The following is a 23,896-nucleotide window of genomic DNA, read 5'->3' as shown; positions in this document are numbered from 1 at the left end:
GAGATCGGCAGTTTGAACTACGCCTCACTGTCGAACACCGGCGTGAACGCGCGGATGGTGCACGGTGTCGGGTTGGTATGGCGGATTCTCACCCGCCCCTGCCCTTCCCAACTATCGTCGATCGGCACTTCCACATTCCCGGTGAACAGGTTGGCCGAACTGTCAGGGGTCACGACAGAGGGAATACGAACCGGCTCCCACCGCCCACGCTGCATGGAAGTAATCTCCAGCCCGGTCGTATCCGTCTCGAACAGCGACAGAATGACCTTGGCGACTTTCTTGCGCCGCCCAACGATCGAGCCATCCCTGCCGCCGACATCGAGTTCCAGCGTGTCGGCGCCCGCCTCATACGGCAGGCCCACCTGCCATTTGGCGGCAGTCGCACCACCAGGCAAGGAAACCGCCCCAGTAGCCACGACAAGGCCCTTGTAGACCACGCCATCCGCCAGGGCATCGACCGTCTCGCCGTTGAGATGATCGAGCCCTGTGACCGTTCCTGTAGCCACACCGCTGTAGGTCAGACCGCTATCGACCTCAAATGCGTCGGCAATCTCGCCATATTCGAACGGCGCCGACTTGATTTCGATAGTACGCCTGGTGGCGCCGCCGATGGTGCGCTTGACGATCAGCCACAGATCGTCATTGCCGTCCTGCCCCGGCGTCACCACGGCGCTCTCGACCACTCCCCATGCTGAATCTGAGAACGCGGAACTGGAGAAATACCCGGCGATGCGATGCCGGTGCATGCCGCGGACTTCCTGCGAAGGCTGATGCGTGTATCCCCCCAACTCGCCATTATCGAGCGGGAACCACAGCAGCGGGTCGGGATCGGTCTGGAATGCCAGTTCGACGACACCCTGCTTCGGGATATGCTCGGAAACCTGCCCGACATCCTCCGAGGTGAATTTGCCGGTCGCGCTCTGGGTCAGTTCTGCAATCGATTTGCGCGACCTGGTGACGAACAGGAACGATTGCCCGGCATCGACAGGGCGCAGCGGCGCGCAGCCAAAGGTGCGGGAGCGGCGGTTCTTGAACGATGACGGCGTCAGCGCTTCGTCGATGCCCGAGCCCGACAGCGCCCGGATTCCGCCAAGGGTGCCAATGATCAGCGCCCCGTCGGATTCCGCAATCCAGGTGATATCGTTGGCCTGGCCGCCGCCGGCCTGGACGAATTCAAGCGCGTCGTCGTCCTTTTCGCCGGTGGCGAAATTCTCGAAATCGCCGGTTGCCGAGGCATAGACGGAAAATTTTCGGCTGAAGGCCAGGCGCTCCTCGTACAGCGAACCGCTCTGGACATATTTGCCGGGAACGAAGGTGCCGAGGCGCCAGCGGGCGATCGGGCTGAGATTGGGCAGCGCATGCCCATACAGCCTGACCTTGACCACGGTCGCGCTGCTGCGGCTGGTGATGCGCGCCCAGCGCCAGACGGCGTCCGAGCCGAGCAAGCGAATGGTCCGGCCGACATCGCTGGTCTGGAAGCCGGTGCCGTCATTGATGCCGACGATCGAGGATGCCGTGAGATCGAATGGCGTCTGTGTATCGCCATCCTCGTGCCAGCCCATCTCGGCTATGTCCATGTTGTCGTCGCCTTCGGATCCGTTGAGCACTATCCGATAGGACTGATAGGCGGTCTCGTTCTGGAACTCATAAAACCGCACCTCGCCGCGCGACCAGCCGGTTTCCGCCGTCCGGCTGTCAAGCGAGATCCAGTTGGTGCCATCGAAGCCCTGGAAATCCCATGACACCGGTGCTCTGGAGCCGCCGTTCGCCCTAGTCTGTATCCAGTAACCGTCGCACACCTTTGTCGCGGTGCCTGCAAAATCATAGGACACGTCGCCGGTGGTCGTACCGAACGTTATGACTGTCTTGTTGTCACGGTCGAACGCGAGATATGCGGTGCCGGCGCTGGATGCAGCGGTGCCGGTTGGCAGCGTATTGCTGGTCATCGCCGGATGAACGGCGCCTGTCTCGGCCGGCGTCAGCGTGGTCGCGCTTGTGTTGATGTCGTCATAGGGGCCGTCGAGAAAGACGAACTCGGCCAGCGTCCATGCGGTGTGCGCCGTGCGGGTGAGAACCTGCGGCAGGTGGTTTTTGTGGGTGATCCACATCTGGTCGGCGGACTGGACGAATTGCAGGTCGAACAGGTCAGCCTCCAGGTATGGCGTCACCACTTCAACCACCCCGACGCGGGCACCATAGGCATGGACGCGGATGTAGAGATCGCCGAATTCGAGCGCATAGGCCTGGTCCGCCGAGAAGATGAACGGGATCAGCCGCGTCGCTTTGGAAGAATCCCTCACCTCGGCGCAGAAATAGGTGCCGCCGCGCTTCCGGATGCCACCATGGGGAAGCGTCAAAAAGTTTTCGCAGCGGGAGAGCGCGGCCCTGTATAGGTCGAGCGAGGCGCGAGCGTGCAATCGCGGTGAGATTTCGCCACGGACGAAGGTGTCCTGGATGGGATAGAGCATCGTCATCAGGCGCGCCGGAACCGGTTGTCGCCGCGCTGGACCGCCCAGGACGACGTTGAAAACCTGCCGCCACGTTGGATGGCGTTGGCGTGGAACGCCGCGTCCAGCGCCACGCTATAGGCACCGCGGGCGATGTCGATCATGCCCGCCTTGTGGGTCAGCGGATGCGCGATCTTGACGGCAAGCGCTGCAACCAGCACTTCGGTGAACGTCGCGTCCCAGTCGTTCGGATCGGTGAGGTTGGCGATATAGCGGATGATCAGCGGGCTCGATTGGTCGGAATAGATCAAGCCGGCTTCCTGGCGCCACGCGATCGGCACGCCATCCGGCTCGCCATTGTGGGTCAGCGGCAAAGGCCGCAGGCAATCCACGGGCAATTCATAGGCAAAGTTCAGCGTGCCCGCGCCACTGCCGGTATCGGACCCGGCGACGGCGGCCGCCAGGATTGCGAACACCCAGGCATGTTTCATCAGCTCCGCCTCGCGGGTCAGGTCGAAATGCAGGTTGAGCAGGCGGGCCGGTTTGACATCCTGATCAAGGCTGTCGACCGGCGCCTCGTCGAGGACGCCAAGCGCCATGTTGGCAATGTCGAGCGGGGTGACGGCCATGGTTTTAGGCCTCCGTCTGTTTGGATCGGGAAAAGCAGGCATGGTGGGGTGGATTGTGGGGAAGGTCGCGTTCCATCGCGCCCCCTCTGCCCTGCCGGGCATCTCCCCCACGAGGGCGGAGATTGGATGTCGCGTTGGCTTTCGCCAATCGCCAATGTTGAAGAAAGGGCGTTGTCGGTGAAGCTGCCGATCTCCCCACGAGGGGGAAATTGGATGTCGCGTTGGCTTTCGCCAATCGCCAACGTTGAAGAAAGGGCGTTGTCGGTGAAGCTGCCGATCTCCCCCCAAGTGGGGAAGATGTCCGGCAGGACAGAGGGGGGCGCGACGGACGCGACCGCTGGAAAACTGGTGGGCGTTCCCAACATCGCCGCGCAACGCGGCGATGACATCCTGCGGCGTCAGCCGAAGTGTGCGCTCGCCGGCCGCCCGCGCGACTTGGCAAAGGCGCTTGCTGGCAATTTTTCGGCAGCTCTCGCCATCGCCAAACCCCGCTCAAGCGCATCCTCGAGGCTTGTCGTGTAGTAGGCGGTGTTTTCCAGGCCGCTGAAGAAGTTGATGCGGTGAAGCTCGCCCTTTTTGCTTATGACAATGCCGGCTTTTCGAAGCACATCCTGAACTGCCTTGTAGGTCATATCCATGGTTACCCTCCATTGCAAAGACAAGGCAGCATCGCCCGCTTGTGTAACCGTTTGGTGGCGGCGATTGATCAATGTGCAACAACAACAATTCTGGGGCAGCACAGCGCGTGAATTGGGATTAGCCACATCGGCCGACCTGGCGCCCAGAAGAGCGGGACTCTGACGCCCCGCCCTCGCCTTGCTTCATCAGGCCTCGGTCGTCTTCAGCGCAATGAACGTCATGTGCTTGACGCTCGACGCCGTGCGGTCCCAGTTCGCCGCCAGCGCCAACTCGGCATCGGTGGCGAATTCGCCGGCCGTCGACGCGTCGAGGAAGCGGGTGCCGGGCACATGCGGGACGAAATGCCGGCGGGCGACCATTTCGGTGACGCCGCCGCCATGGCCCTGGCGCGGCTTGCGGTCGAACTCCAGCGGCCCGCCCTCGGTATTGACCGGCAGCTCGTTCCACAGGATTGCCTTGTCCTTGAACATGAACGCCGTGTAGACGCCCGCGGCGACCGGGATGTCGTCGTCGATGACGGCCCGCAGCCCCATATAATAGGGGATCAGCGGCCCGCCCTGCTCGGACGGCGGCACATAGTCGATGAGGTCGGCGAGCTTCAGCGCCTTCATCTGCTTGGAATGCATCCAGATCGTCTTGAACTTGTCGGCGCGGTCGCCCATCAGATAGGCGGCCTCGATGATGTCGGTGTCGACGATGGAGGCGCCGGTGATGCGGACGAGGTCGCCGGCATCATTGGCGAGGTTGTTGGCCACCACCCCTTTCAGGATGCCGAGCAGCGTCAGCTTGTTGGCGCGCTGCCAGTAGTCGGTCTGGCGGCGCACGATCAGCTTCTGCGGGTCGTCGCCGGCCAGGATCGAGGTCAGGTCCGGAATGCCCCACGCCTGGGCGCGGACATTGCGGGCGGCGACCTCGCGGCGCGCGCCGATCTTCTTCATCTCGATCGAGTCGGCCGGATCGTCGTTGACCGGCTCGGACGGATCGTTGCCGAGATCCTTCCAGCCTGGCATGTCGACGGAACGCCCGCCCATGGAGAGCTTCGAGGCGATGGCCGGGTCGGAAAACAGGATCCCGGCCTGGTAGATCTCGAGCGACTGGACGTGCTCCTCGAACGAGTATTGCGCATAGACGGACGGAACGATCGCGTCCGCGATGCGGGTATAGGCGTCTGCCATTTTTTTCTTTCCTTCAGTTTGATTGACGGCTGCGCCCCCTCAGGCCGGATGAGGGGGCATCCGGATGCGGTTGCCCTATTTCAAAGGGGGTTGTTCGGTATCCATAGATCGGGGTTTTCGCCGGCCTCGCGTGCCAGCCGCCGGGCGCGAACGGGGTCGCTTCTGACGAGGGCCGAGATATCGGTCAGGTTGCGTTCGCCGGCGGCGTTGCGCTTGAACGGATTGCCTCCGCTCAAGGCCGCGCCGCCGTCGATCGTGTCTTCCCTGAACATCGCCTCGCCGACCGCGTGGAACGCCTTGGCGATCTGCGGATCGGTCAAGGCGCCGTCAGGCAGGAGGATGCCCTTCGCCTTGTAGGCATCGACCAGCCCGAGCTTCTTCATCGCCCGGTTGGCGACCTCCAATCTCCTACGAAAGCCGTCGCTGTCGGTCGGTCCCCAGTCCCGGACCAGGTCGTCGTGAGTGGCCTCGACCGAACGGGCAAGGGCGATCTGCTGCGCCTTGGCCTGTTCGGCCATGTAGCCGACGAAGCGGTCGTGATAGGCCTGCGCCACCTTCGGCGTGGCGCCGGCCTCGACCGCCCACGCCTTGGACGCGTTGGCGAGCTCGTCCGAATAGGCGAAGTTTTCGGGGAGCCCGTCGGGGCGCCTGTACTCGACCTTGTCGGGCGATGTCAGCGGGCGCATCGCCTCAGGCAGCCGGGCATGGAACCTGTCCCAGTCTTCCGCAGCTGCGTCCGCTGCCGGAATGCGCAGGCTTTCGCCCTGCTGCCGTTCCAACTCGGCATAGGATGTGAGAACCCGGTCGAGGCTTTCAGGCTTGGTCCAGCCCTTGGTTTCAGCGAGCTTGCGGTTGCCTTCGGAGAGACCGTCAAACCAGCTCTTGCCGGCCGGCGGGGCGGACCCGTTGTCCCCGGCGGCCGGTGGCCCTGCAAGGTTGCCCGCCGGTGGCGACGCCACCACGGACCCGGCGTCTGCCAGATCTGTCATGAGAAAGATTCCTTCTTGTTGTTTGCAAATGGAAACGAGCACTGGCCAGTTCAGCCGGGCGTGTTATTGGATTGTTGGGGGATCGGCTGGACCCGGCGGAATCGTTGCGGCCGCAGCCTGATTCTTTTCGACAGAACCTGGCCCTATCGTCTTGTTCGAATACGATCTTTCAGAACCGGAGGCACGCACCGTCAAGACGAAAGAAACCATGTCGCATTTCGTGACAAGCGGTGCCGCGGTTCCGCCGCAATGCAACCGCACTTGGCAAACACTTGGCAAAACCAGCCAGTGTATTAGTTCATAGGCTTCAACGGAGTATCAGACGATGACCATGTACAAAGCCATTGCCGCCCTGCTTGTGACTGCCGCGCTGGCAGGATGTGCACAGACCGAAGGCCAGCAAAGAGCCACCACGGGGGCCCTGGTCGGCGGCGCTGGCGGCGCTCTCGTCGGTCAGGCCCTGGGCCGCGACACCAAGAGCACGGTCATCGGCGCAGCCAGCGGCGCCCTGCTGGGGGCGGTCGTCGGCAGCGCGACGACGCCACAGCGGCGCGGCGAACAGCTTTGCCGCTATCAGGACCGCTACGGCCGCATCTACACCGCCCGTTGCGACGACCGCTACTACCGCGGCGATTATTGATAGCCCGTTCTCCCCGTCACTATACGGGGAGAAGGTCCCGGCAGGGGGATGAGGGGCAGCGCAGAATTCTGAGATGCTGGCGCCGCCCCTCACCTGCCTGCCGGCATCCTCTCCCCGTAGAACGGGGAGAGGGGCGCAGTTTCAGCGTCGGCGCAGTCTACCCGATGGTTTTGATCCTTACCCTCAGCGCGTTTAGACGCTATCGTCTGCTATCCAAAGGGGGCGACGATGCGATTTTTGATGACTTCGCTGCTGGTTGTTTGTTCAGTTTCCGCACACGCCAGACAGGCTGTCAGTGTTGAGCGGATCGGCGATTGCCTGGTCTTGCCGGTGGCCGCTGTAGACAATCACGTCAAAGCCACTTTCGAGGTGACGTTGAACAAGGTCGGCAAGGTCAAGTCGGTTACCGTTGTATCTTATGATCCACATTCGGAGGCGGCGGCGGAAGCCGCCCAGCAACTTTTGAAATCGGTCCAGAAGTGTTGGCCGCCAGGCGTCAAAACCAGCCCGATGCGGATCACCGTAGATTTGAGCAAGACTTAACCATAAGGCAGTTTCATCACCCTACCTCCCCTCCAGCCGCGCCGCCTTCTCCAGCGCCGCCAGTTGCGCTTCGTCCAGTGTCAAAAACCCCATGATGTGCTGCACCACTTCGGCGCGCGCGTTGCTCAGCGCGCTGTGCAGTTCGAAGCCGTTCGGCGTCCTGGTCTTGGCCAGCCACTCGCCATAGGACGGGCGGCGGTAATAGCCGGTCGCCGCCGTCAGGTCGGCCAGCACCATCTCGCCGTCCTGGCCTGAGAACACCCTGAGATAGGCCCTGGTCAGCGCATCCTGCGCCCTGGCCGGGCCGCCGGCCTGGCGCGAATGGGCGAAGCGTTTGCCGCTCATGCGCCGCCCTCGCCGTCCTGCGGCATCAGCCCGCTGAGACTGTCGAGCAGGCCGCTGTCGCGCGCCTGGACCGCCGCCGGCACGGCATCCCTGGCAACCTTGCCGGCGGCGGCGATCGCCGCCATGCCGGCCTGCGCTTGTTGCGCCCTGGCTCGGGCATCGCGAATATCAGCCACCTCGTCCTGGCGGCGAAAGATGCGCTGCGGGCTGCGGCCGGCGCTCTGCACGATCTTCAGCGCCTCGTCACCGTCGATATTGTCCATGACACCGGGGTCGAACTGCGCCATCTGCATGGCCGTGGTCACCACCTGGATGGTGTCGCGCGCCTCGGCCGAGCGGCGCAGCACGTCGAGCGGCCCGGTGAAGGTCGGCCGCACCGCCTTGCCGGCAAGGCTCGCCGGCGGCAGGAACCGGCTGTCTTCCTCATACAATCCTTTGTCCTCGAGGATACCGAGCTCGCGGTCGAGATTGGCGGCAAAGCCGGCCTGGATGATCGAGCCGGAGGGCCCGAGCAGCGCGCCCTTCTCCTCCTGCCGGATCAAGGCTTCGGTGGCCGTCATCTGCGGGTTCTGCACCAGCGTCTGGAACAGGTTGACGAACATCATGTCGCGGATCTCCTCGGCCCGGCTTTCCGCGTAGCCGAATGCATGGGTCGGGTTCTGGCCCACAGCAATCGGCGCAATCAGCGGCCGGCCATTGTCGTCGATCAGGCCGGGATAGTTCTCGCCGGGATTGAGCACCGGCACATAGTCGAGCCGCGCTTTCGACGCAGTCGCCGGATCGGTGATCTGCTGCAGCGCCCTGAGACCCGAGCGGCGCACGGCATTTTCCTCGCGCACCGTGGTCAGCGCCTCGATGGTCGGCGAGATGCCATAGGGGTCGCCCTCATGGCGGCGCCAGTTGAAGCAGGACACCGGGAAGGAGCGGAAACCGCTCTCCCTGACGATGACCTCCTCGTCCTCGACGACGTGGTAGGAGGCGATCGCCGTGTCGAGATACTGGTAGGTGCCGGAGAGCCGGTACATCTTGCGCTCGTCACGCGGCTGGATGCACTGGATCAGCGAAATCTTGGTCTCGCATTTGGCCGGGTCGTCGACCAGCATCTTGATCCGCGCCGGCAGCTTGTCATAGCCGAGCAGCTGCGCCGCCTGCCGTGCCGTGCGCTCATAGCGGCGGTGGAAAATGTCGATCTGGCCCCAGCGGTTGCGGCAGAGATAGCCCTCGACCACCGGGATCGAGGCATAGCGGATCAGCGTGCCGCCAAAGCCCTCCTCGGCATAGAGATAGGCCGGGCCGTAGCGCACGACGTTGCGCAGGCAGGCCTGCGTCGCCGGCACGAAATTCGAATTGGCCGAATAGCGCAGCGCAAACAGGAAATCGCGAAGCGCCTCCGCCCATTCCTTCTCCTCGTCGCTCTCCTCGTCGTTCACGGCGGCGGTCGACAGCCCGTGCCATTTCTCCGACTGCGGGATGATCAGGCTTTCCAGCCCGGCGGCCAGCCGGTTGGCGGCCGAGTTGATGGTGTTGGCGTAGACACGGGCGCCGCGCCGCTCGTGCCGCTCGGCCTGCGGTTCCGCGCCCCGGCGCCCACTCCAGACATCGGGCGCGTCGGGGTCGCAGAATTCCGACACCGCCTCCCAGACAGCCTCATACTGGCTGCGCTCGCTCTCCAGTTCCGCCTGTCGCGACAGGATATCGTGGGCACGGGAATCGCTCGCCATGGCATTTCCTCGTTCTGTTGTATCAGCTTGTTCGAAGCCCAGATATTGCCAAGGCCAGGTCGAATTTTGTTCGCTTTTGCGATGTTCAAGGGGCGTGGGGCGGCGACTCAAGGAGATCGATTTGATAATGACGGAAAGCCTACCCGGCGCCCTGAAGAGGCGAAGCAAGCAGGTTGCAAAGCGGCTGATCGGCTACGATTCCCGCAACTGGCTGCGCATCAGGCAGATCGAGGCGTTCACCGCGTTTCTTGAGGCCGACGGCCGCAAATCCTCAGACGTGATCGAGATCTCGCCCGGCTGGAACCGCCACTGGAAGACGATATGCTCGAACTACACCTCCGTCGATTTCCCTGATTTCGACATCTGCAAGGACCGCACCGACCGGCAATATTCCGTCGTCATCGCCGACCAGGTGCTGGAGCATGTGCAGCGCCCGTTTGCCGCGGCACAGAATATCCACGCCATGACCCGGCCGGGCGGCTGGGCGATGGTGGCGACGCCGTTCCTGTTCAGGGTGCATGCCAGGCCGCACGACTACAACCGCTGGACCGCCGCCGGCCTCAAGCAGTTGCTGGTCGAAGGCGGCTTCCCCCAGGCAAACATTGAAGTGTTCAGCTGGGGCAACAAAGCCTGCGCAAAAGCCCATATCGGCGGCCCGGTGCGCGCCTACGGCCTATGGCGCGACCTCAGCAACGACGAGGAATATCCGCTGATGGTCTGGGCCTTCGCGCGCAAGCCGGGGTGAGAGCGCGCAGAGTTCGACGTCGGTGCTTGAACACCCCCCTCTGGCCTGCCGGCCATCTCCCCCTCAAGGGGGGAGATTGGCAGCTTCGGCGTTTCGCCGGCCTTCCAGCGTTGGTGGTTGGCGAAAGCTGAGGTGACATCCAATCTCCTCCCTTGAGGGGGAGATGTCCGGCAGGACAGAGGGGGGTGCTGCTAGACGCTACCCTCCTCCCCACATCAAATCCCCAGCAGCACGCGGCGCTGGCCGCTGAGTTCGCTCGGCGACAGATCGGTCTTGACCGTGCCGGCGGTTCCCTGGCGCTGCTCGAGCTCAGCCCGGAGCGCTGCTTCGCGCGCCTGCACGTCCTTGTCGGCAATGGTCGGTGCCGGTGGCAACGGCTTCAGCGCCGGCGGCTTTTGAAAAAGGCACATGGTTCCAGCATTCTCCAAAGTCAGACGACCCAAAGTCAGACGACCTTGTCCAGTCGTAGAGCAAAAAATCTTCGCCGTTCTTGCCATAGCCCGGCAGGCGGCAGCGTTGCGTGGCGCCCAGCCGGGCCAGCCAGCGCAGCGCCAGTTCATTGGTGGCCAGCGCCCGGGCCTCGACCCGCCAGGCGCCGTGCGCGGCAACCTGCGGACCCAGCACCGCGTGAAAGAACGCCGTGATCCCAGGCACGCAGCGCCTCATGCGGCGCGTGCCCCAGCTCCAGGCGATCCATAGGCCGCCGCGCTGCTCGGCGGCGCCAAAGCCGGCCTCCGGATTGCCGTTCAGCTCGGCGACATACGCAAACCCCTGCAGCGCGGTCAGCGCCAGCAGCGCCGGCGACCATTCGTCGAACTGGCAGTCGATCTCCGTCCGGTCCTCGGGCCGCAGGTTGGCGGCGATGTAGGAGAGGTCGCGCAGCGTAGCGCTGACAATGCGAACGGTCATCGGCGGCGTCCCCTCACCGGAACGCCCCCAGCGGATCGCTCTGCCCTGGCTTTCGCCGTGCCGTCTTGAACTCGGCCGGGTCGACCACCGCTTCCCTCAGCATCATCACACCATAGCGTGTCGCCGCCATCAGGTCGTCGCGCAGCTTCACCACCTGGCCGTCTTTGCGATGGTAGAGCCGAAACTCCTCGAACCAGGGCAGAAGCGTCGAGAACACCTTGAAGCGGCCGCTCTGCATGCGGTCGAGCATCTCCATCAGCCCGGCCTCGAGCGACACCGAACCGTCGGCGAACTGCGCATGGCTGGAAAGCATGTTCAGACCATGCGCGCCATATTGCCGGGCAAGTGCCACGCCCGCACCTTCCAGCGTCTCGCGGCGGCCGTCGCGCGGCCACGCCCAGGGCAGCCATTCGCCCCACGGTTTCAGGGTCAGCGCCTGCATGGCCGGCGTTTGCTGCGAGGCGCGGCAGGCTTTTGCGACATAGACGACGTCGGCCTCCGTATCCCAGGCGAGCTCGACAGCAGCGGAAGGGTGATCCCAGCCGAAATCCAGCGCCCCGAGCCGCGGCCAGTAGCGCGGCAGCCGGAACGGCTCGCAGGCAATCAGGTCCTCCGCCACCGGAAAGATGCGGCCGGAGCCCAGCACCGGAATGCCCCTCGCCCGCGCCTCGCGCTCATGCGCCGGATAGGCCGATACGATCGCGGCGCGCTGCTGCGGCGTGTAATGCTCGGCATCATCGATGGTCATGAAGGTGACGTGGCGGGTCATTTCTTCGCCCTCGCACTTGAATCATGTTGGCAGGCGCCGGCCGTATGGTGTTGTTTGGACAAGATTTTTCTGGCCAAGGCGGCCGCTCTCCCTTCTCCCCTTGTGGGAGAAGGTGGCCTCGCCCACGGGTCTTGCCTCCGGCAAGCCCGAGGACAGGCTCCGCGAGGTCGGATGAGGGGTGTTCCAGCTTGGCAAAAACCGCACTCCGTCCAGCACCCCTCTTCCGTCTCGGCGCTGCGCGCCGATCCACCGTCTCCCGTAAGGGGAGAAGGCAAGGCCGCCGCCCCTCACCCCATTCCCTCCACCGCTTCCGCCGACAGAAACAACAGCACCACTTCCGACATGCCGAGCAACGGCGTGAAGGTGACGATGGTGATGCCGCCTGTCGCGTTGGTGCGGGTCAGGCCTTCGGAATAGATGTCGAGCGGTGGTTCCTCGTCGAACCAGACGCCGTGCAGCGTTTCGCCCTGCCACTTTTCGCGGCCCTTCTCAAAACTCTTGAACGACAGCACCGATTCATCGGCCTGCACATCGCCGCCGCCGCCATGGCGCACGACGACGCTGTCCAGCCCATGCGGCGCGCCGCGCCCCATGATGGTGCTGACAATGGCGTCGGCCGGGATCATGCCGGTGCCCCACGCCGCCGGCTGCTGCGGCGGGCCGATCAGGATGCGCTGCGGGTTGTCGCGCGTGCCCTCGGCGGTGACGCCCGCCGCCCACAGCCGCACGGCCGTGTCAAAAACCTTGCCTTGCCACCACTCGGGATAACGGCCGGTGAGATGCATCGCCCATTCGGCGCCGCCGGCCCTTGTCTTGCCGAGCTGGTTGCCGGCCATGAACAGGCGTTCTCGGTTGGCAGCACCGGCCGCATGGAACTCGGTCTGTCGCGGGTAAGGCCGGTAGGCGGCAAGCTGGTTAGTGCGCCGCCTCCGGTCCAATTCCCTGAGCAGGCTCAGATACTCGGCCTTCGCCGTCGCGGCCCGGCTTTGCGAGGCCCGCTCTTGCGACGCCGGACTTTTCGAGAAACGGCCGCAGGACGGCTTCGAGGCCGCGGATGCGCTGCCTGATTTCGTCATCGCTCAGTGCTTCCAGACTGTTGATGTTGAGATGCAGATCCTTGGGCAGCACCGACAGCACGATCTTCAGATACTGATCGGGCTTTTCGGTACGAACCTCGGCGATGACACCGGCGCCATGCGCCCGGAAATCGGCGCGGATGGCTTCCAGAAACCCATCGGCCAGCGTTTTTTTCGCCCGCTTCGGCCGGCCGGAAGGCTTGGGTTCGGCCACATCAGCCGGTTCGTCGTCGAACGGATTCTCGGCCATGGCCTACCGCGATGCTGGTGATTGGCGAAAGCCGGGGTGACATCCGATCTCCCCCCAAGTGGGGGAGATGCCAAATTTTGGCAAAGAGAGGGCAGGACAGAGGGGGGCGCTGTCCCGCCGACATTTGATATCGGCAACACAGGCACGAACTTGTGAGAAGGCTTGAATTAAAAAAACCCGCCTCGGTGGGCGGGTCGTTGGCGCAAATCAGCACCATGACTATATTCCTAGCATAGCTGCCGTCACAAAGCAAGCGAAATCTCGCGGGCCGGCCTAAAATTCGGCCGCACGCCGCGCTATGCTGCAGCTGTCCGGATCGGAACCGGCGCTCGCGCGTTTGCATTTTGCCAATGGGAGCAAAGCCATGAATGTCGCCAATCTGCAACTCGAGGGCCTGCTGATGGCCGTCGCATCGATCAACCAGGTCCTTGTCCGCAAGGGCGTGCTGACGGTCGAGGAGATAGACATCGCCTTGCGCAAGGCCGAAGCCAGCGAGACCAGCGAGGAGCGCTCCGAAGGCATGTCGGCCTCGAGCCGCGATGCCGTCAACTTCCCGATCCGGCTGCTGGAGCTGGCGAACCAGTGCCAGCCGGAGGCGGACATGCCGTCCTTCTCCAAACTGGCGCGCATGGTCGGCCAGATGAAGGAACCCTACAACGACCAGATGTGACGTCGCAATCGCCTCGCCGTATCGGAACGCCGCTTGCCAGCCGAGCTACGATCACCTTGCCAGTGCAGCCTTCCAGGTCAGCACACGGCCCGGCCCATGCACGGCGGCAAACAGCAGCCCGGCCAGGAAGGTAAAATGATCGACGAAAAAGCCGAACTCGGCCTGGTTTCCGGCCCAGTGCGACGGCCCGTGGAAGGCAAAGGCGAGGAACAGCACATAGGCGCCGGCGACAAGAGCGGCCTGCGAGAACAAGGCGCCGGTCAGGAAGCACAGCACCAGGACCACTTCGAGCACGGCCGCGCACCAGGCCAGAAACAGCGGGAACGGAAATCCGGCGGCGGCGATGTAGCCCGCGGTGGCGCCCATGTCGATGAATTTGAAGGTCACCGCCATGAGGAAGACGGCTGCGAAGATCAGGCGGCCAATCAGGATTGCCGCGGTCTGCCACGGCGGTTGAGCCGGTGATTGGGTGGTTTCCGATGACATGCCGTCCTCCAGGGTTGCGACCGATTTCGCCCCAAGGACGTTGCACCAGCCGCAAACCCGACATGCGGCGCCTTCCCCTTCTCCCCTTGTGGGAGAAGGTGGCCGCGAAGCGGTCGGATGAGGGGCTTGGCATCGCCGCATTCCGTCCAACACCCCTCATCCGGCTCGGCGCTGCGCGCCGATCCACCTTCTCCCACAAGGGGAGAAGGGATCGCGGCGTTTACCCTGCCTTCGCCTCCGGGTGGCTGATCGGTGCCCGCACAGTCCCATACTGGCAGCTCCAGCGGTCGGTCATGTCGCAGCGTATGTCCCACAGCTCCGGGAAGAAGCGATGCAGGGCGCCGGCCTGCAGCAGTTCGACCGGTCGGCCCTTGAGCGATTTCGAGCCGAGCCCGATCGAGCGGTGGATGAGGTAGAGATGATTGGCGCGGAATTTCTGGAACAGCTCGTCGAATTCGATCAGCGCCTCGGCGACGACATAGCTGTCGCCGTGATCATAGCTGACATCGTAGACATCCTCGACCGAGAGCCCGCGACCATCGAGATAGAACGCCTTGAACGCCCGCCACAGATCCGGCGGCATGCGCAGCAAGAGCTTGAAGCCTGGCGATTCCTGGCCGCTGCCATTGCCGAGCTGCAGCCGAATCCTGGTATTCCTTGGGCGACATGGTTTCGAGCAGGTCGAGCTGCGCCGTCATCATCCGCATCAGCCGATGCACCCGCCCCATCAGCGTGACGATGCGATGGGTGTTCTGCTGCTCGAGGAAGTCGACGACATCGACCAGCGTGTAGGCGATGAGCTTCATCCACAGCTCCTCGACCTGATGGACGATCTGGAACTGCAGCTCGTCGGCATTGACCATCTCGGCCAGCGGCTTCTGGCAGGCGAGTAGCTTGTCGCAGCTGAGGTAGACGCCATAGTCGCGCATCTCGGGCGCTTCGATACGGGCGTAATAATCCGGCTTGTGCATGGCAGCTGCTCCTTTGCCCGGCCCATAGGGCTCCTGTTCGGTCCGAGCCCCGCAGTTTAGTCGCTTTTCACTTGAACATTGTCCTTTGTGTTATCCAAATACCAGAAAATGGAGGACGATGTTCGTCCATTGCGAAGGTTTGGAGAACGTATGATGCTGAATGCCGTCGACCGGAAGATCGTCGCGGCACTGGAACGCGATGCGCGCACCTCCTTCGCAGTGCTCGCCGACGAGGTCGGCTTAAGCAAGACGCCGTGCTGGAAGCGGGTCAAGGCGGCTGGAGGACGCTGGCATCATCCGCGGCTACTCGACGCGGGTCGACCCGGCCAAGCTCGGCTTCGGCATCGAAGCCTTCATCCAGGTGTCGATCGATTTCGAGCTCTCCGAAGCCTTCGAGGCTGCAGTCCAGGCGCATCCGCTTATCCGGCGCTGCCACGCCACCACAGCCGAGGCCGACTATCTCCTGCAGATCGTGACCGTCGACATGATGGCGCTCGACAGGATGCTGCGCGTCGAGCTCAGCCGCCTGCCCGGCGTGCGCCGCACGATCACCTCGATGGCGATGCGCGAGATCAAGGATGACATTTCTTTCGCCAATGCCGTGGGGCATGCGCAGCAGAAGGCTTAAGGCGTGTAGCCCAGCGCGGCCAGGGCCGACAGCCCTGCAGCCAGGCCAATTGCGATAACAATGCCGAAATGCCGTTCGACGAATTTGCACCCCTGCCAGTCGTATCGCATTTCTAAAAACTCCGCCGCGTAATCTGGGGCAGCGTGTTCAGGCGTCAAGGCCGGGTCCTTGACAGGCGGTAGACAGGCAGCTGCCATTGTTCATATCGTGGTTCATATCGGAACGTGGAACGACGGCCGAGCATTCTCGCGCTAAAGCTGGGCTTCGATGGCAGCCTTGTCTATGACAGACCATACTTCTACAATCTTTTTGTCCCCAAATTCATAGATAACATTCTCGGCAAAGGAAACTCTCCTCCCATTTACAGGGAGGCCGAGGAAGCTTTCTTTCGGCGTGCAGTCGAACCCGAGCCGGCTCGCTATGTAGGGCGGATCGGAAATCAGCATCTGGACGTTGAAATAAAGGTCCGGAATTTCAGCAAAGTCTCGCTCCAGCATTTTGCGATAGCCTGATAGACCGAGCCGCCGGCCGTTGTGGATCACCTCATCATCAACGAACTGCCCCAGCTTCGGCCAGTCCTGCTTGTTCAGGCAGGCAATATAGTCTCGGTAGAAGTCGGAGAGGTCGGTTCTGGTCACGGCGATTGCTCCCGTCTCTACAAGGCCCTGCTGAAAGCTCATGCTCAAGCCGATGATGACATGAAGCAGCTTCATGCGCGGATGAGAAAGTGCTAGACAGCGTCACTTCCTCTATTCCCGCTTCGTCTAATGGTAGGACAGCGCCCTTTGAAGGCGTGAATCGTGGTTCGAGCCCATGAGCGGGAACCAGCAGCTCACCGGTCGGGGCAACCGGTCAGACCGGCGTGCCTCCCCTTTTCCAAACTGGCATGGATGGTCGGGCCGACCAAGGAACCCTATAACCACCAGATATAATGGAGGACGACATGGCCGACGACAAATCCAGGAGCAAGCAGGACCGCAAACCGGCCGCCGGCGAGGAGCCTTACGACGTAGCGGCGTTTGCGAAGAAATATGGCATACCGCCGAGCGAGGCCGCGACCATCATCAAGCGGTACGGGCCTTCGAGAAAGAAGCTCGACGCGCATATGGCGAGCCGCAACGCCTGACCCGCATCGGCGGCGGCCTGCAGGATAGGTGTTGCGATTATATTAGCCTGAGCGCATATTTTGTCAGCCGGTGAACCAACCAAGCCGGTCAGGCTCGGCGCCAGCCCCTCCCTCGATCCCCTCGACGCCGAGCCGCTGGGGGATCGGCGGCCCTGGAGGCGAACCATGCCCATGTATCTCTCACGATTCAGCTATACGCCCGAGACCTGGGCGCGCCTGATCGAAAACCCCGAGGATAGACGCGAGGCAGCCCGCACCTACATCGAATCGGTAGGCGGAAAGCTGCACGGGTTCTGGTACGGCTTCGGAGAGCACGATGGCTGGAACCTGTGGGAAGCGCCCGACAACGTTTCGATGGCATCGGTCATGCTTGCCATTGGTGCGGGAGGAGCGCTCAGTTCGTACGAGACCACCGTTCTCCTGAGCGTCGAAGAGACGATGCAAGCGCTTGGCAAGGCGAAGTCGGTCCGCTATCGCCCGCCGGGAAAGTCCTGACCAGTCGCGCATCACGGCGCCGGACCGGTTTCGCGGACTTTTCGCCCGGCTAGCCCGGAGAGATCCGGGCTAGGCTCGCCGTCCGGCTGGTGCCGGCGCGCTCGCCCGTGTCTTGCGCGCCCGTGCCACGCTCGCTTGTGTCGCGCTCGCCCGGGTCGCGCACGCCCGCGCCACGATCGCTTGCAGCGGCTCCGGCCGGTGCAGCAGAAATCCCTGGCCGAAGTCAATGCCCATATCCGCGAGGATGTCGAGCGCATCCTGCGCTTCGATCTTCTCCGCCACCACGGAGCAGCCGAGGCTCCTGGCGATGCCGGATATCGCCGAGACGATTTCGCGGTCGAAGCGGCTATCGGCAATATGCTCGATGAACGAACCGTCGATCTTGATCGTGTCGACGGGAAAGCGCCGGAGATATTCGAACGAGCTCATGCCCGCCCCGAAATCGTCGAGGCTGACGCGGCAGCGCCGCTCGCGCGCCTTGCCGACGAACTGCTCGGCAGCTGCGAAATTGGTGACCGCGGCGGTTTCGGTGATCTCGAAGCCGATGCCGGAATGCGGCGCCCCGGTCTCGGCGATGACAGCGTCGACGAAATCCCAAAGCTGCGGGTCGCTGAGCGTCTGCGCCGACAGGTTGAAGCCGAGCGTGAGCGCCCCTGACTTCAGCGCCGGACCATGAAGCGACAGCGCCGTCGTGATAATCCAGCGGTCGAGCCGCGAGGCGACGCCGAACCGCTCCGCCGCCGGGATGAACTCGCCCGGCGGGATCAGCCGCCCGTTGCGGCCGGCGAGCCGCGCCAGGACCTCGACATGGCGGCTTTCTTGCCAGGGTTTTCCGAGCTGGTGGATTTCCTGGCCGAACAGTTTCAGCCTTCCGTCCGCCATGGCGTCGACGGTGTCGGCGGCCAGCCGCGCCGCATTGAGGCCGCTGGAGCCGGATGTCGTCTCGGGCGAGAACACCGCGAAGCGATTGCGCCCGGCGGCCTTGGCCGCATAGCAGGCGTCGTCGGCGCAGGCGAGCGCGTCGGCCACTGCGGTATTCGCATCGGCGACAAAGGCGATGCCGATGCTGGCCGCGAGCTTGCGCGACGCCGCCGTCGAGCCGAGGTCGGCATCGCGAACCGCCGCGAGTACGGCGCCGGCGAGACGCTCGGCTTGCGCTGCATCGCAATCAGGCACCAGCAGCGCGAACTCGTCGCCGCCGAGGCGCGCGGCGTGCACCGACGGCGGCAGACAGCCCAGAATGCGCTCGGCGACGCTCTTCAGGGCAAGGTCGCCGGCGGCGTGGCCGGCGAAGTCGTTCAGTGCCTTGAAGTAGTCGAGATCCACGTAGAACACCGCGAGCCGGCGCGCCGTTGCGATGTGCTCGGCCAGCAGCCGGTCGAAAGCGGCGCGGTTCAAAAGGCCGGTCAGCGCGTCATGGCGGGCCGCATGGGCAAGTTCCTGCTCGCGTTGCTTCGCCTCGGTGATGTCGCGCACCGTGCCCAGGATGTGGCCCGACGACTGGGCGTCGGCGAACCGTATCAGCGATTCGAGATATCGGATTTCGCCGTCCCGCTTGATGATGCGGTATTGCACGGCGACGACCTTTTGGGTTTGCAGCGGCGCCAAATGGGCCCGCTCGGCGGCGGCCCGGTCGTCCGGATGCAGATAGCTGTGCCAGAGGTCTTGCGACACTTCGTCGGTGTCGGCGACAAGCCCGTAGATGTCCCGCGTCCGCTTGTCCCAGTAGCTTTTGCGTGCGGCGAGATCGTGGTGCCAGATGCCGGTGCCGCTGGCCGCCAATGCCAGGCGAAAGCGGACGTTGACCTGTTCAAGCTCTGCTTCCGCCTGCTTCTGCTTGGTGATGTCGGTCTGGACGCCCATCAGTCTGACCGGCCGGCCTTCGGCGTCGCGTTCGACCACTCCGCCGCGATCGAGAACCCATACCCAGTGACCGGATTTGTGCTTCAGCCTGAGCTCGGTTTCGATCGAATCGGTCAGGCCGGCAATGTGGCGTTCGCCGCTGGCCACCGCCCGCTCGCGATCGTCGGGATGCGTCAGCTGCAACCAGAGATCGCTTGTCTCCGCAAGCTCACCCTCGCCATAGCCGAGCATCTGCAACCACATCGCCGAGTAAAAACAGTCGCCGCTCGCGAGATCCCAGTCCCAGACGCCAAGATGCGCGCGTTCGAGCGCCAGTTCCCAGAACTCCCCGTCGCGATTTTTCTTTTCGGCCATGCTCTGGACTTCGCCCGCCTCGTCGCCGCCATTGTGTGGCAAAAGCAAAGAAGAAACCGTTACTGCGCAGCGGCCGGGGTGGACGGCCAATTTCTCTCACCCTGACACCCACGAGGCGGGAATTTTGCGGCAAGCGCAGCCACAGCCGGGTCGGCGCCAGCCTCACTTCTTGCCTTGCGGGTAGATCGCCTCACCGCGCTTCAGCATCTCGACGAAGGCGGCGATCTTCTTCTCGCGGCCAGCCTCGGTCTTCATGTTGTGGATGCGGAAGGCGAGCGCGAAGCGGTTCTGCGCGCTGAGCCCTGCCAGCATCGCCTTGGCCTTGGGCTCGGCGTCTATTGCGGCCTGCAGATCCGCGGGGATTTTCATGTTCTTGCCGCTTGCATAGGCGCGCCCCCAGCGCCCGTCGGCCTTCGCCGCCTCGACCTGTTTGAGCCCATGCTCGGTCATCCGGCCCGCCTCGATCAGCCGGGCGACGTTGTCGACGTTGATCTGGCTCCAGATGCTCTTCCTGCCGCGCGGTGTGTAGCGCTGCAAATAGCTCTTGTTGTCGAGCCCCTTGCGCACGGCATCGATCCAGCCCCAGCACAGCACGACGTCGATGGCCTCCTTGGGCGTGATCGAAGGCAGTCCCGAACCGACCTTGTGGATCTTGATCCAGATTTCTGTCTCGGTGCCGTGATGCTTGCCGAGCCAGGTGTAGAAGCTCTCGGCATCGCTGAATTCGCGCACCTTGGCGGGGTCAACCTCGACCGGCGCCATCAGCGGGTCCGCCTTTCTGTGGTCGTCATCGGTTCTCCTTTGTCGCTGCTTGGCTCCGATCGAATGGAGCAACAGTGGCCTTGTTGCAAGGCTGGCGCGAAGCATTGCTTCGCGCCGCCCATGGCGGTCCTTCAAATCGTGATGTAATAACCTGCGGCCTTCCGGCTCGGCGCTGCGCGCCGATCCACCTTCTCCCACAAGGCCCACAAGGGGGGGAAGGAAAGGAGCCTCACTGCAGCTGCGGTTTCTTGAGAAAGCTGTTGCGGTCGGCCGACTTGACGCGCAGCCAGGTTTCGCGGCCATCGCGCACAACCCGCAGCGGGATTTCGGCGCCCGCCGGGTTCTGCCACAACTTGCGGTAGAAATCGGCGAGCCCGTCGACTTCGCCGTCGCGCACATCCGAGATGATGTCACCCTGGCGCAGGCCGGCTTCGGCGGCCGGGCTGCCTTCGGCGACGCTCATCACCACGACCTCGCCATTGCTTTCGGCGGAGAAGGCGCCGAGCCATGGGCGCGGTGGCTTGGCAACCTGGCCGCGTGTCAGCAGATCGTCGAGGATGGGCGGCAGCAGGTCGATCGGCACCACCATGTTGATATCGGCGATCTCGCCGGCGCGGCTCATCTGCAGGCGCAGCGAACCGATGCCGAGCAGCCTGCCGTCCTGCCCGATGAGGGCCGCACCTCCCCATGACGGATGAGCCGGCGCGGTGAAGATCGCCTCGTCCAGCAGATATTCCCAATAGCCGGCGAATTCCTGCTTGGTGACGATGTACGCGCTGACCGCCTGGCCGATGCCGTCGGCGAGCACCACCGGGTCGCCGGCCATCGCCCTGGCCGCGTCGCCGAAAGCCACCGCGGGCAGGCCGAGCGGGGCCAGCGCCTGCACCAGGCCGAAGCCCGTTTCCTGGTCGTAGGCGAGCGCGTGCGCGGGAATCACGCGCCCGCTGTGGTCGGTCAGCCAGACTTCTTCCGCCTCGGTGATCAGATAGCCGATGGTGAGCACCAGGCCGTTGTCGCGAATGACCACGCCGCTGCCTTCCCGGCTGGTGCCCAGCGCATTCGCGGTGAAGGCATCATCCGGAATCGACGCGCGCACCGTCACGATGGACCGCAAAATCGTATCGATGGTCATGCTCTCAATCCTGGCAATATTCACGACGACCGTGGGCCGGCATCTTCTATAGCTATGGCGCATGTGACGAGGCGCAAGGGCCGAATGCAATCGCGCAGGCTTGCGCTGCCGACATCGACAATAGTTCAACACAAGTTGAACTTCCGTCAGCCCGCACTACCTGTATCTATGCAAGCTGATCCTCCCCAAGACCCTCCCCGCTCACATCAAAGGCCTCCGAAATGAACCAATACACACCGCCGAAAGTATGGACCTGGAACAAGGAGAATGGCGGCGCCTTCGCCAGCATCAACCGGCCGATCGCCGGCCCGACGCATGACAAGCAGTTGCCGGTCGGCAAGCATCCGCTGCAGCTTTACTCGCAGGCGACACCAAACGGCGTGAAGGTGACGATCATGCTGGAGGAACTGTTGGCGCGCGGCCACAAAGGCGCCGAATATGACGCCTGGCTGATCAGGATCAATGACGGCGACCAGTTCGGCAGCGGCTTCGTCGAGGTCAATCCCAACTCCAAGATCCCGGCGCTGATGGACCGCAGCGGGCCAAACCCGATCCGCGTCTTCGAATCCGGCTCGATCCTGCTGCATCTGGCCGAGAAATTCGGCGAGTTCCTGCCGACCGAGCAGCCGGCGCGCGCAGAAACCCTGTCGTGGCTGTTCTGGCAGATGGGCTCGGCGCCCTATCTCGGCGGCGGCTTCGGCCATTTCTACGCCTACGAGATATATACTGGTTGACTAAAGTAACGGAACGTCCAAGGCACATTCCAAGAACCGAACATGTCCGCTTTCAAGCGGTTTAGACCATACTGTCTATCTGATGAACATCATGGTCTAGGCATGTTTATATTTGTGGTGGCCGACCTGAATCTCGAAACCGCATGCAGTCTCGACGGTCCAGTACTCGCGGGTCGCGGTCACTGTGTGTCTTTCGTTCGGCCCTATAGATCAGCCGGACGACGGACAAAAAATATCCAAGCTGCAGAACGATCAAGGTGAGGACCGTCCAGCCCAGCGCCTTCCAGATTGAACCCGTTGCCAAATAAGTCGAGAGCGCCACGACGAATGCCGCGGCGGTCATCCCCACCAGGAACTGTGGAAAATTCATCACTCTTCAAGGCCGCCCCGGAGCTTCTAACAGCCGCGACGACCACCCTTGCCCATTTACCCCGGACCAACGTTTTCACCCTTTTGTTGGTTGCGCAAGGGGCAAATGGATGGGAAGCGTGCGCATGGTTGATGCAGAGGCGAGCGGTGCGCCGAAGCTGCCAATCTCCCCCCTTGAGGGGGAGATGCCAAGTGGGGGCAAAGAGGGCAGGCCAGAAGGGGGGGGCTGTCCCGCCGGCGTCAAAAACTACTACAGGCGCAACGCTCAGGCCGACATGGCCAGCGGCCTAGCGCTCTTGTTGGGGATCTGAATGTCGATCTCCAGCGTCGACATCGTCTCGCCGCGATCCATGGAGACCTGCAGATAATCCTGGTCGATCTGCACGTGCCTGGCGATCACGGCCATGATCTCCTCGCGCAGCACCGAGACGAGATCGGGCTGGCTGCGGTTGCGGCGCTCATAGGCGAGCAGCACCTGCAGCCGCTCGCGCGCCACCGGCGCGCTGCCGCGCCGCTTGAAGAGGTCTAACAGGCTCATGCTGCCCTCCTTCCAAAAAGCCGATCGAGAAAGCCCTTGCGCTCGAACGGCACGACGACCGGCAGGTCCTCGCCCTCGAGCCGTTTGGCCGCCTCGATATAGGCGCGGGCGGCGGAGTTGGTCGGATCGCTGAGTGTCACCGGCGACCCGAGGTTGGAGGCCTTGAGCACGTCCTGGCTCTCGGGAATGATGCCCAGCAGCGGCGTCGACAGGATTTCCAGCACGTCGTCGATCGAGAGCATTTCGCCGCGCGCCGCGCGCGCCGCATCGTACCGCGTCACCAGCACATGCTTGGCGATCTGCTCGCCCCGCTCGGCCTTGACGGTCCTGGCGTCGAGCAGGCCGATGATGCGATCGGAATCGCGCACCGAGCTGACTTCCGGGTTGGTGACGATGACCGCCTCGTCGGCAAAGCGCATGGCAAGCTGCGCGCCGCGCTCGATGCCGGCCGGGCTGTCGCAGAAGACGTAGTCGAACACCGAGCTCAGCTTTTCGATCACCTCGCCGACGCCCTCCTCGGTCAGCGCATCCTTGTCGCGCGTCTGCGAGGCCGGCAGCAGGAACAGTGTCTCGACCCGCTTGTCGCGGATCAGCGCCTGCGACAGCTTGGCCGTTCCCTGGATGACGTTGACCAGGTCGAACACCACCCGCCGCTCGGCGCCCATGATCAGGTCGAGATTCCTCAAACCCACGTCGAAGTCGACCAGCGCCACCCTCTTGCCGGTTCTCGCGACGGCGGCGCCAAGGGCGGCCGTCGAGGTCGTCTTGCCGACGCCCCCCTTGCCCGAGGTGACCACCACAACTTTGCCCATCTATGCCTCCTTATTGTTGTTTGTATTGTTAAGCGTTTGATTTATGCGATGCGCTTAAGTCTTTGTTTTAATTCTAAAA

Annotated in this window: 29 protein-coding genes, 1 tRNA gene and 2 pseudogenes; 10 read left to right on the top strand and 22 right to left on the bottom strand. The window is 63.5% G+C overall.

The features are described 5' to 3' along the window. Positions 1-17: 17 nt before the first annotated feature. From AC0L2M_RS23155 to AC0L2M_RS23135, 5 genes are all read right to left on the bottom strand, one after another. On the bottom strand, positions 18-2,474 hold the full coding sequence (locus tag AC0L2M_RS23155; RefSeq protein WP_473535997.1) for a phage tail protein: 2,457 nt from the start codon (positions 2,472-2,474) through the stop codon (positions 18-20). Further along, positions 2,474-3,076, bottom strand: coding sequence for a phage connector family protein (locus AC0L2M_RS23150; protein ID WP_287229456.1), 603 nt, complete (start codon positions 3,074-3,076; stop codon positions 2,474-2,476). The genes AC0L2M_RS23155 and AC0L2M_RS23150 overlap by 1 nt, the downstream gene beginning before the upstream one ends. 398 nt (positions 3,077-3,474) lie before the next feature. Continuing rightward, on the bottom strand, positions 3,475-3,786 hold the full coding sequence (locus tag AC0L2M_RS23145) for a hypothetical protein (protein ID WP_287180444.1): 312 nt from the start codon (positions 3,784-3,786) through the stop codon (positions 3,475-3,477). A gap of 114 nt (positions 3,787-3,900) precedes the next feature. Further along, complete coding sequence (locus AC0L2M_RS23140; protein ID WP_473535996.1) at positions 3,901-4,890, bottom strand: Coat protein; 990 nt, start codon at positions 4,888-4,890, stop codon at positions 3,901-3,903. Positions 4,891-4,970: 80 nt separating this feature from the next. Further along, positions 4,971-5,879 (bottom strand): hypothetical protein, encoded by a 909-nt coding sequence (locus AC0L2M_RS23135; RefSeq protein WP_287229460.1) that lies wholly within the window; start codon positions 5,877-5,879, stop codon positions 4,971-4,973. Between the two features lie 325 nt (positions 5,880-6,204). Between AC0L2M_RS23135 and AC0L2M_RS23130 the strand changes: the two genes are divergently transcribed. Both AC0L2M_RS23130 and AC0L2M_RS23125 read left to right on the top strand, forming a co-directional pair. Then, positions 6,205-6,519: a YMGG-like glycine zipper-containing protein gene (locus tag AC0L2M_RS23130; protein ID WP_027154393.1), complete on the top strand. Its 315-nt coding sequence runs from the start codon at positions 6,205-6,207 to the stop codon at positions 6,517-6,519. Between the two features lie 228 nt (positions 6,520-6,747). Beyond that, positions 6,748-7,062 carry a hypothetical protein gene (locus tag AC0L2M_RS23125; protein ID WP_473535994.1) on the top strand — a complete coding sequence of 105 codons (315 nt, stop codon included), beginning with the start codon at positions 6,748-6,750 and terminating at the stop codon, positions 7,060-7,062. 21 nt (positions 7,063-7,083) lie between these two features. On the opposite strand, the gene AC0L2M_RS23120 is transcribed toward AC0L2M_RS23125, so the two are convergent. Continuing rightward, positions 7,084-7,407, bottom strand: coding sequence for a Bbp19 family protein (locus tag AC0L2M_RS23120; protein WP_091599017.1), 324 nt, complete (start codon positions 7,405-7,407; stop codon positions 7,084-7,086). Continuing rightward, positions 7,404-9,128 (bottom strand): portal protein, encoded by a 1,725-nt coding sequence (locus AC0L2M_RS23115; RefSeq protein WP_473535993.1) that lies wholly within the window; start codon positions 9,126-9,128, stop codon positions 7,404-7,406. The genes AC0L2M_RS23120 and AC0L2M_RS23115 overlap by 4 nt, the downstream gene beginning before the upstream one ends. A gap of 127 nt (positions 9,129-9,255) precedes the next feature. Here AC0L2M_RS23115 and AC0L2M_RS23110 point away from each other — a divergent pair, with 127 nt between their 5' ends. Beyond that, positions 9,256-9,873, top strand: a complete 618-nt coding sequence (locus AC0L2M_RS23110; protein WP_287194918.1) for a methyltransferase domain-containing protein — start codon at positions 9,256-9,258, stop codon at positions 9,871-9,873. Positions 9,874-10,182: 309 nt separating this feature from the next. Here the strand turns inward: AC0L2M_RS23110 and AC0L2M_RS23105 are convergent, their stop codons facing one another. The 4 genes from AC0L2M_RS23105 to AC0L2M_RS23090 all read right to left on the bottom strand — a co-directional run bounded on the left by AC0L2M_RS23105 (position 10,183) and on the right by AC0L2M_RS23090 (position 12,877). Continuing rightward, a complete protein-coding gene (locus tag AC0L2M_RS23105; protein WP_473535991.1) occupies positions 10,183-10,782 on the bottom strand; it encodes a hypothetical protein in 600 nt (199 codons plus the stop codon). A gap of 13 nt (positions 10,783-10,795) precedes the next feature. Then, positions 10,796-11,551 (bottom strand): phage terminase large subunit family protein, encoded by a 756-nt coding sequence (locus tag AC0L2M_RS23100; protein WP_473535990.1) that lies wholly within the window; start codon positions 11,549-11,551, stop codon positions 10,796-10,798. A 287-nt stretch (positions 11,552-11,838) separates the two neighbouring features. Continuing rightward, a complete protein-coding gene (locus AC0L2M_RS23095) occupies positions 11,839-12,387 on the bottom strand; it encodes a terminase large subunit domain-containing protein (RefSeq protein WP_023803840.1) in 549 nt (182 codons plus the stop codon). 79 nt (positions 12,388-12,466) lie between these two features. Continuing rightward, entirely contained in the window at positions 12,467-12,877 is a 411-nt protein-coding gene (locus AC0L2M_RS23090; RefSeq protein ID WP_473535989.1) for a hypothetical protein, read from the bottom strand. Positions 12,878-13,241: 364 nt separating this feature from the next. On the opposite strand from AC0L2M_RS23090, the gene AC0L2M_RS23085 reads away from it, so the two are divergent. Further along, on the top strand, positions 13,242-13,547 hold the full coding sequence (locus AC0L2M_RS23085) for a hypothetical protein (RefSeq protein WP_023803842.1): 306 nt from the start codon (positions 13,242-13,244) through the stop codon (positions 13,545-13,547). Positions 13,548-13,598: 51 nt separating this feature from the next. On the opposite strand, the gene AC0L2M_RS23080 is transcribed toward AC0L2M_RS23085, so the two are convergent. The 3 genes from AC0L2M_RS23080 to AC0L2M_RS23070 all read right to left on the bottom strand — a co-directional run bounded on the left by AC0L2M_RS23080 (position 13,599) and on the right by AC0L2M_RS23070 (position 15,004). Next, the gene (locus AC0L2M_RS23080; protein ID WP_128187285.1) at positions 13,599-14,033 is read right to left on the bottom strand and encodes a DoxX family protein; all 435 of its coding nucleotides are present in this window, start codon (positions 14,031-14,033) and stop codon (positions 13,599-13,601) included. Between the two features lie 220 nt (positions 14,034-14,253). Then, the gene (locus AC0L2M_RS23075; RefSeq protein WP_473535988.1) at positions 14,254-14,616 is read right to left on the bottom strand and encodes a hypothetical protein; all 363 of its coding nucleotides are present in this window, start codon (positions 14,614-14,616) and stop codon (positions 14,254-14,256) included. Then, the gene (locus AC0L2M_RS23070) at positions 14,528-15,004 is read right to left on the bottom strand and encodes a tryptophan 2,3-dioxygenase family protein (RefSeq protein WP_473535987.1); all 477 of its coding nucleotides are present in this window, start codon (positions 15,002-15,004) and stop codon (positions 14,528-14,530) included. Before AC0L2M_RS23070 ends, AC0L2M_RS23075 begins: the two co-directional genes overlap by 89 nt. Positions 15,005-15,112: 108 nt before the next feature. Between AC0L2M_RS23070 and AC0L2M_RS23065 the strand changes: the two are divergent. After that, positions 15,113-15,226 (top strand): annotated as a pseudogene (locus tag AC0L2M_RS23065) (hypothetical protein); the annotation flags it as partial. Between the two features lie 139 nt (positions 15,227-15,365). Next, positions 15,366-15,632 (top strand): Lrp/AsnC ligand binding domain-containing protein, encoded by a 267-nt coding sequence (locus tag AC0L2M_RS23060; protein WP_473535986.1) that lies wholly within the window; start codon positions 15,366-15,368, stop codon positions 15,630-15,632. Here the strand turns inward: AC0L2M_RS23060 and AC0L2M_RS23055 are convergent. Together AC0L2M_RS23055 and AC0L2M_RS23050 are read right to left on the bottom strand one after the other, a co-directional pair. Then, a complete protein-coding gene (locus tag AC0L2M_RS23055; RefSeq protein ID WP_473535984.1) occupies positions 15,629-15,790 on the bottom strand; it encodes a hypothetical protein in 162 nt (53 codons plus the stop codon). The two genes, AC0L2M_RS23060 and AC0L2M_RS23055, sit on opposite strands and share 4 nt — an antisense overlap. 93 nt (positions 15,791-15,883) lie before the next feature. After that, positions 15,884-16,270 (bottom strand): ester cyclase, encoded by a 387-nt coding sequence (locus tag AC0L2M_RS23050; RefSeq protein ID WP_128247737.1) that lies wholly within the window; start codon positions 16,268-16,270, stop codon positions 15,884-15,886. A 115-nt stretch (positions 16,271-16,385) separates the two neighbouring features. Between AC0L2M_RS23050 and AC0L2M_RS23045 the strand changes: the two genes are divergently transcribed. The 3 genes from AC0L2M_RS23045 (at position 16,386) to AC0L2M_RS23035 (ending at position 17,253) form a co-directional block, all read left to right on the top strand. After that, a tRNA-Gln gene (locus AC0L2M_RS23045) sits at positions 16,386-16,459 on the top strand. Positions 16,460-16,575: 116 nt separating this feature from the next. Next, positions 16,576-16,758, top strand: coding sequence for a DUF3606 domain-containing protein (locus tag AC0L2M_RS23040; protein ID WP_027155385.1), 183 nt, complete (start codon positions 16,576-16,578; stop codon positions 16,756-16,758). Between the two features lie 165 nt (positions 16,759-16,923). Continuing rightward, positions 16,924-17,253, top strand: coding sequence for a GYD domain-containing protein (locus AC0L2M_RS23035; RefSeq protein ID WP_027155386.1), 330 nt, complete (start codon positions 16,924-16,926; stop codon positions 17,251-17,253). Positions 17,254-17,322: 69 nt separating this feature from the next. Here the strand turns inward: AC0L2M_RS23035 and AC0L2M_RS23030 are convergent, their stop codons facing one another. The 3 genes from AC0L2M_RS23030 to AC0L2M_RS23020 form a co-directional block, all read right to left on the bottom strand. Next, positions 17,323-19,470, bottom strand: coding sequence for an EAL domain-containing protein (locus tag AC0L2M_RS23030; RefSeq protein ID WP_473535983.1), 2,148 nt, complete (start codon positions 19,468-19,470; stop codon positions 17,323-17,325). Positions 19,471-19,632: 162 nt separating this feature from the next. Next, positions 19,633-20,232 carry a YdeI/OmpD-associated family protein gene (locus AC0L2M_RS23025; RefSeq protein ID WP_473535982.1) on the bottom strand — a complete coding sequence of 200 codons (600 nt, stop codon included), beginning with the start codon at positions 20,230-20,232 and terminating at the stop codon, positions 19,633-19,635. Between the two features lie 229 nt (positions 20,233-20,461). Then, a complete protein-coding gene (locus AC0L2M_RS23020) occupies positions 20,462-21,364 on the bottom strand; it encodes a S1C family serine protease (RefSeq protein WP_128174981.1) in 903 nt (300 codons plus the stop codon). Positions 21,365-21,585: 221 nt separating this feature from the next. Between AC0L2M_RS23020 and AC0L2M_RS23015 the strand changes: the two are divergent. After that, positions 21,586-22,080: pseudogene (locus AC0L2M_RS23015) on the top strand (glutathione S-transferase family protein); the annotation flags it as partial. A gap of 124 nt (positions 22,081-22,204) precedes the next feature. Here AC0L2M_RS23015 and AC0L2M_RS23010 read toward each other — a convergent pair. The 3 genes from AC0L2M_RS23010 to minD all read right to left on the bottom strand — a co-directional run bounded on the left by AC0L2M_RS23010 (position 22,205) and on the right by minD (position 23,817). Beyond that, the gene (locus AC0L2M_RS23010; RefSeq protein WP_473536075.1) at positions 22,205-22,441 is read right to left on the bottom strand and encodes an exopolysaccharide production repressor protein; all 237 of its coding nucleotides are present in this window, start codon (positions 22,439-22,441) and stop codon (positions 22,205-22,207) included. 291 nt (positions 22,442-22,732) lie between these two features. After that, the gene (gene minE / locus AC0L2M_RS23005; RefSeq protein ID WP_023803855.1) at positions 22,733-23,005 is read right to left on the bottom strand and encodes a cell division topological specificity factor MinE; all 273 of its coding nucleotides are present in this window, start codon (positions 23,003-23,005) and stop codon (positions 22,733-22,735) included. After that, on the bottom strand, positions 23,002-23,817 hold the full coding sequence (gene minD / locus AC0L2M_RS23000) for a septum site-determining protein MinD (RefSeq protein WP_023803856.1): 816 nt from the start codon (positions 23,815-23,817) through the stop codon (positions 23,002-23,004). Before minD ends, minE begins: the two co-directional genes overlap by 4 nt. Between the last annotated feature and the right edge of the window lie 79 nt (positions 23,818-23,896).

The organism is Mesorhizobium sp. WSM4806, from assembly GCF_055811635.1.
The sequence above is the reverse complement of the archived record's forward strand: the minus strand, read 5'-3'. Positions and strand labels throughout refer to the sequence as shown.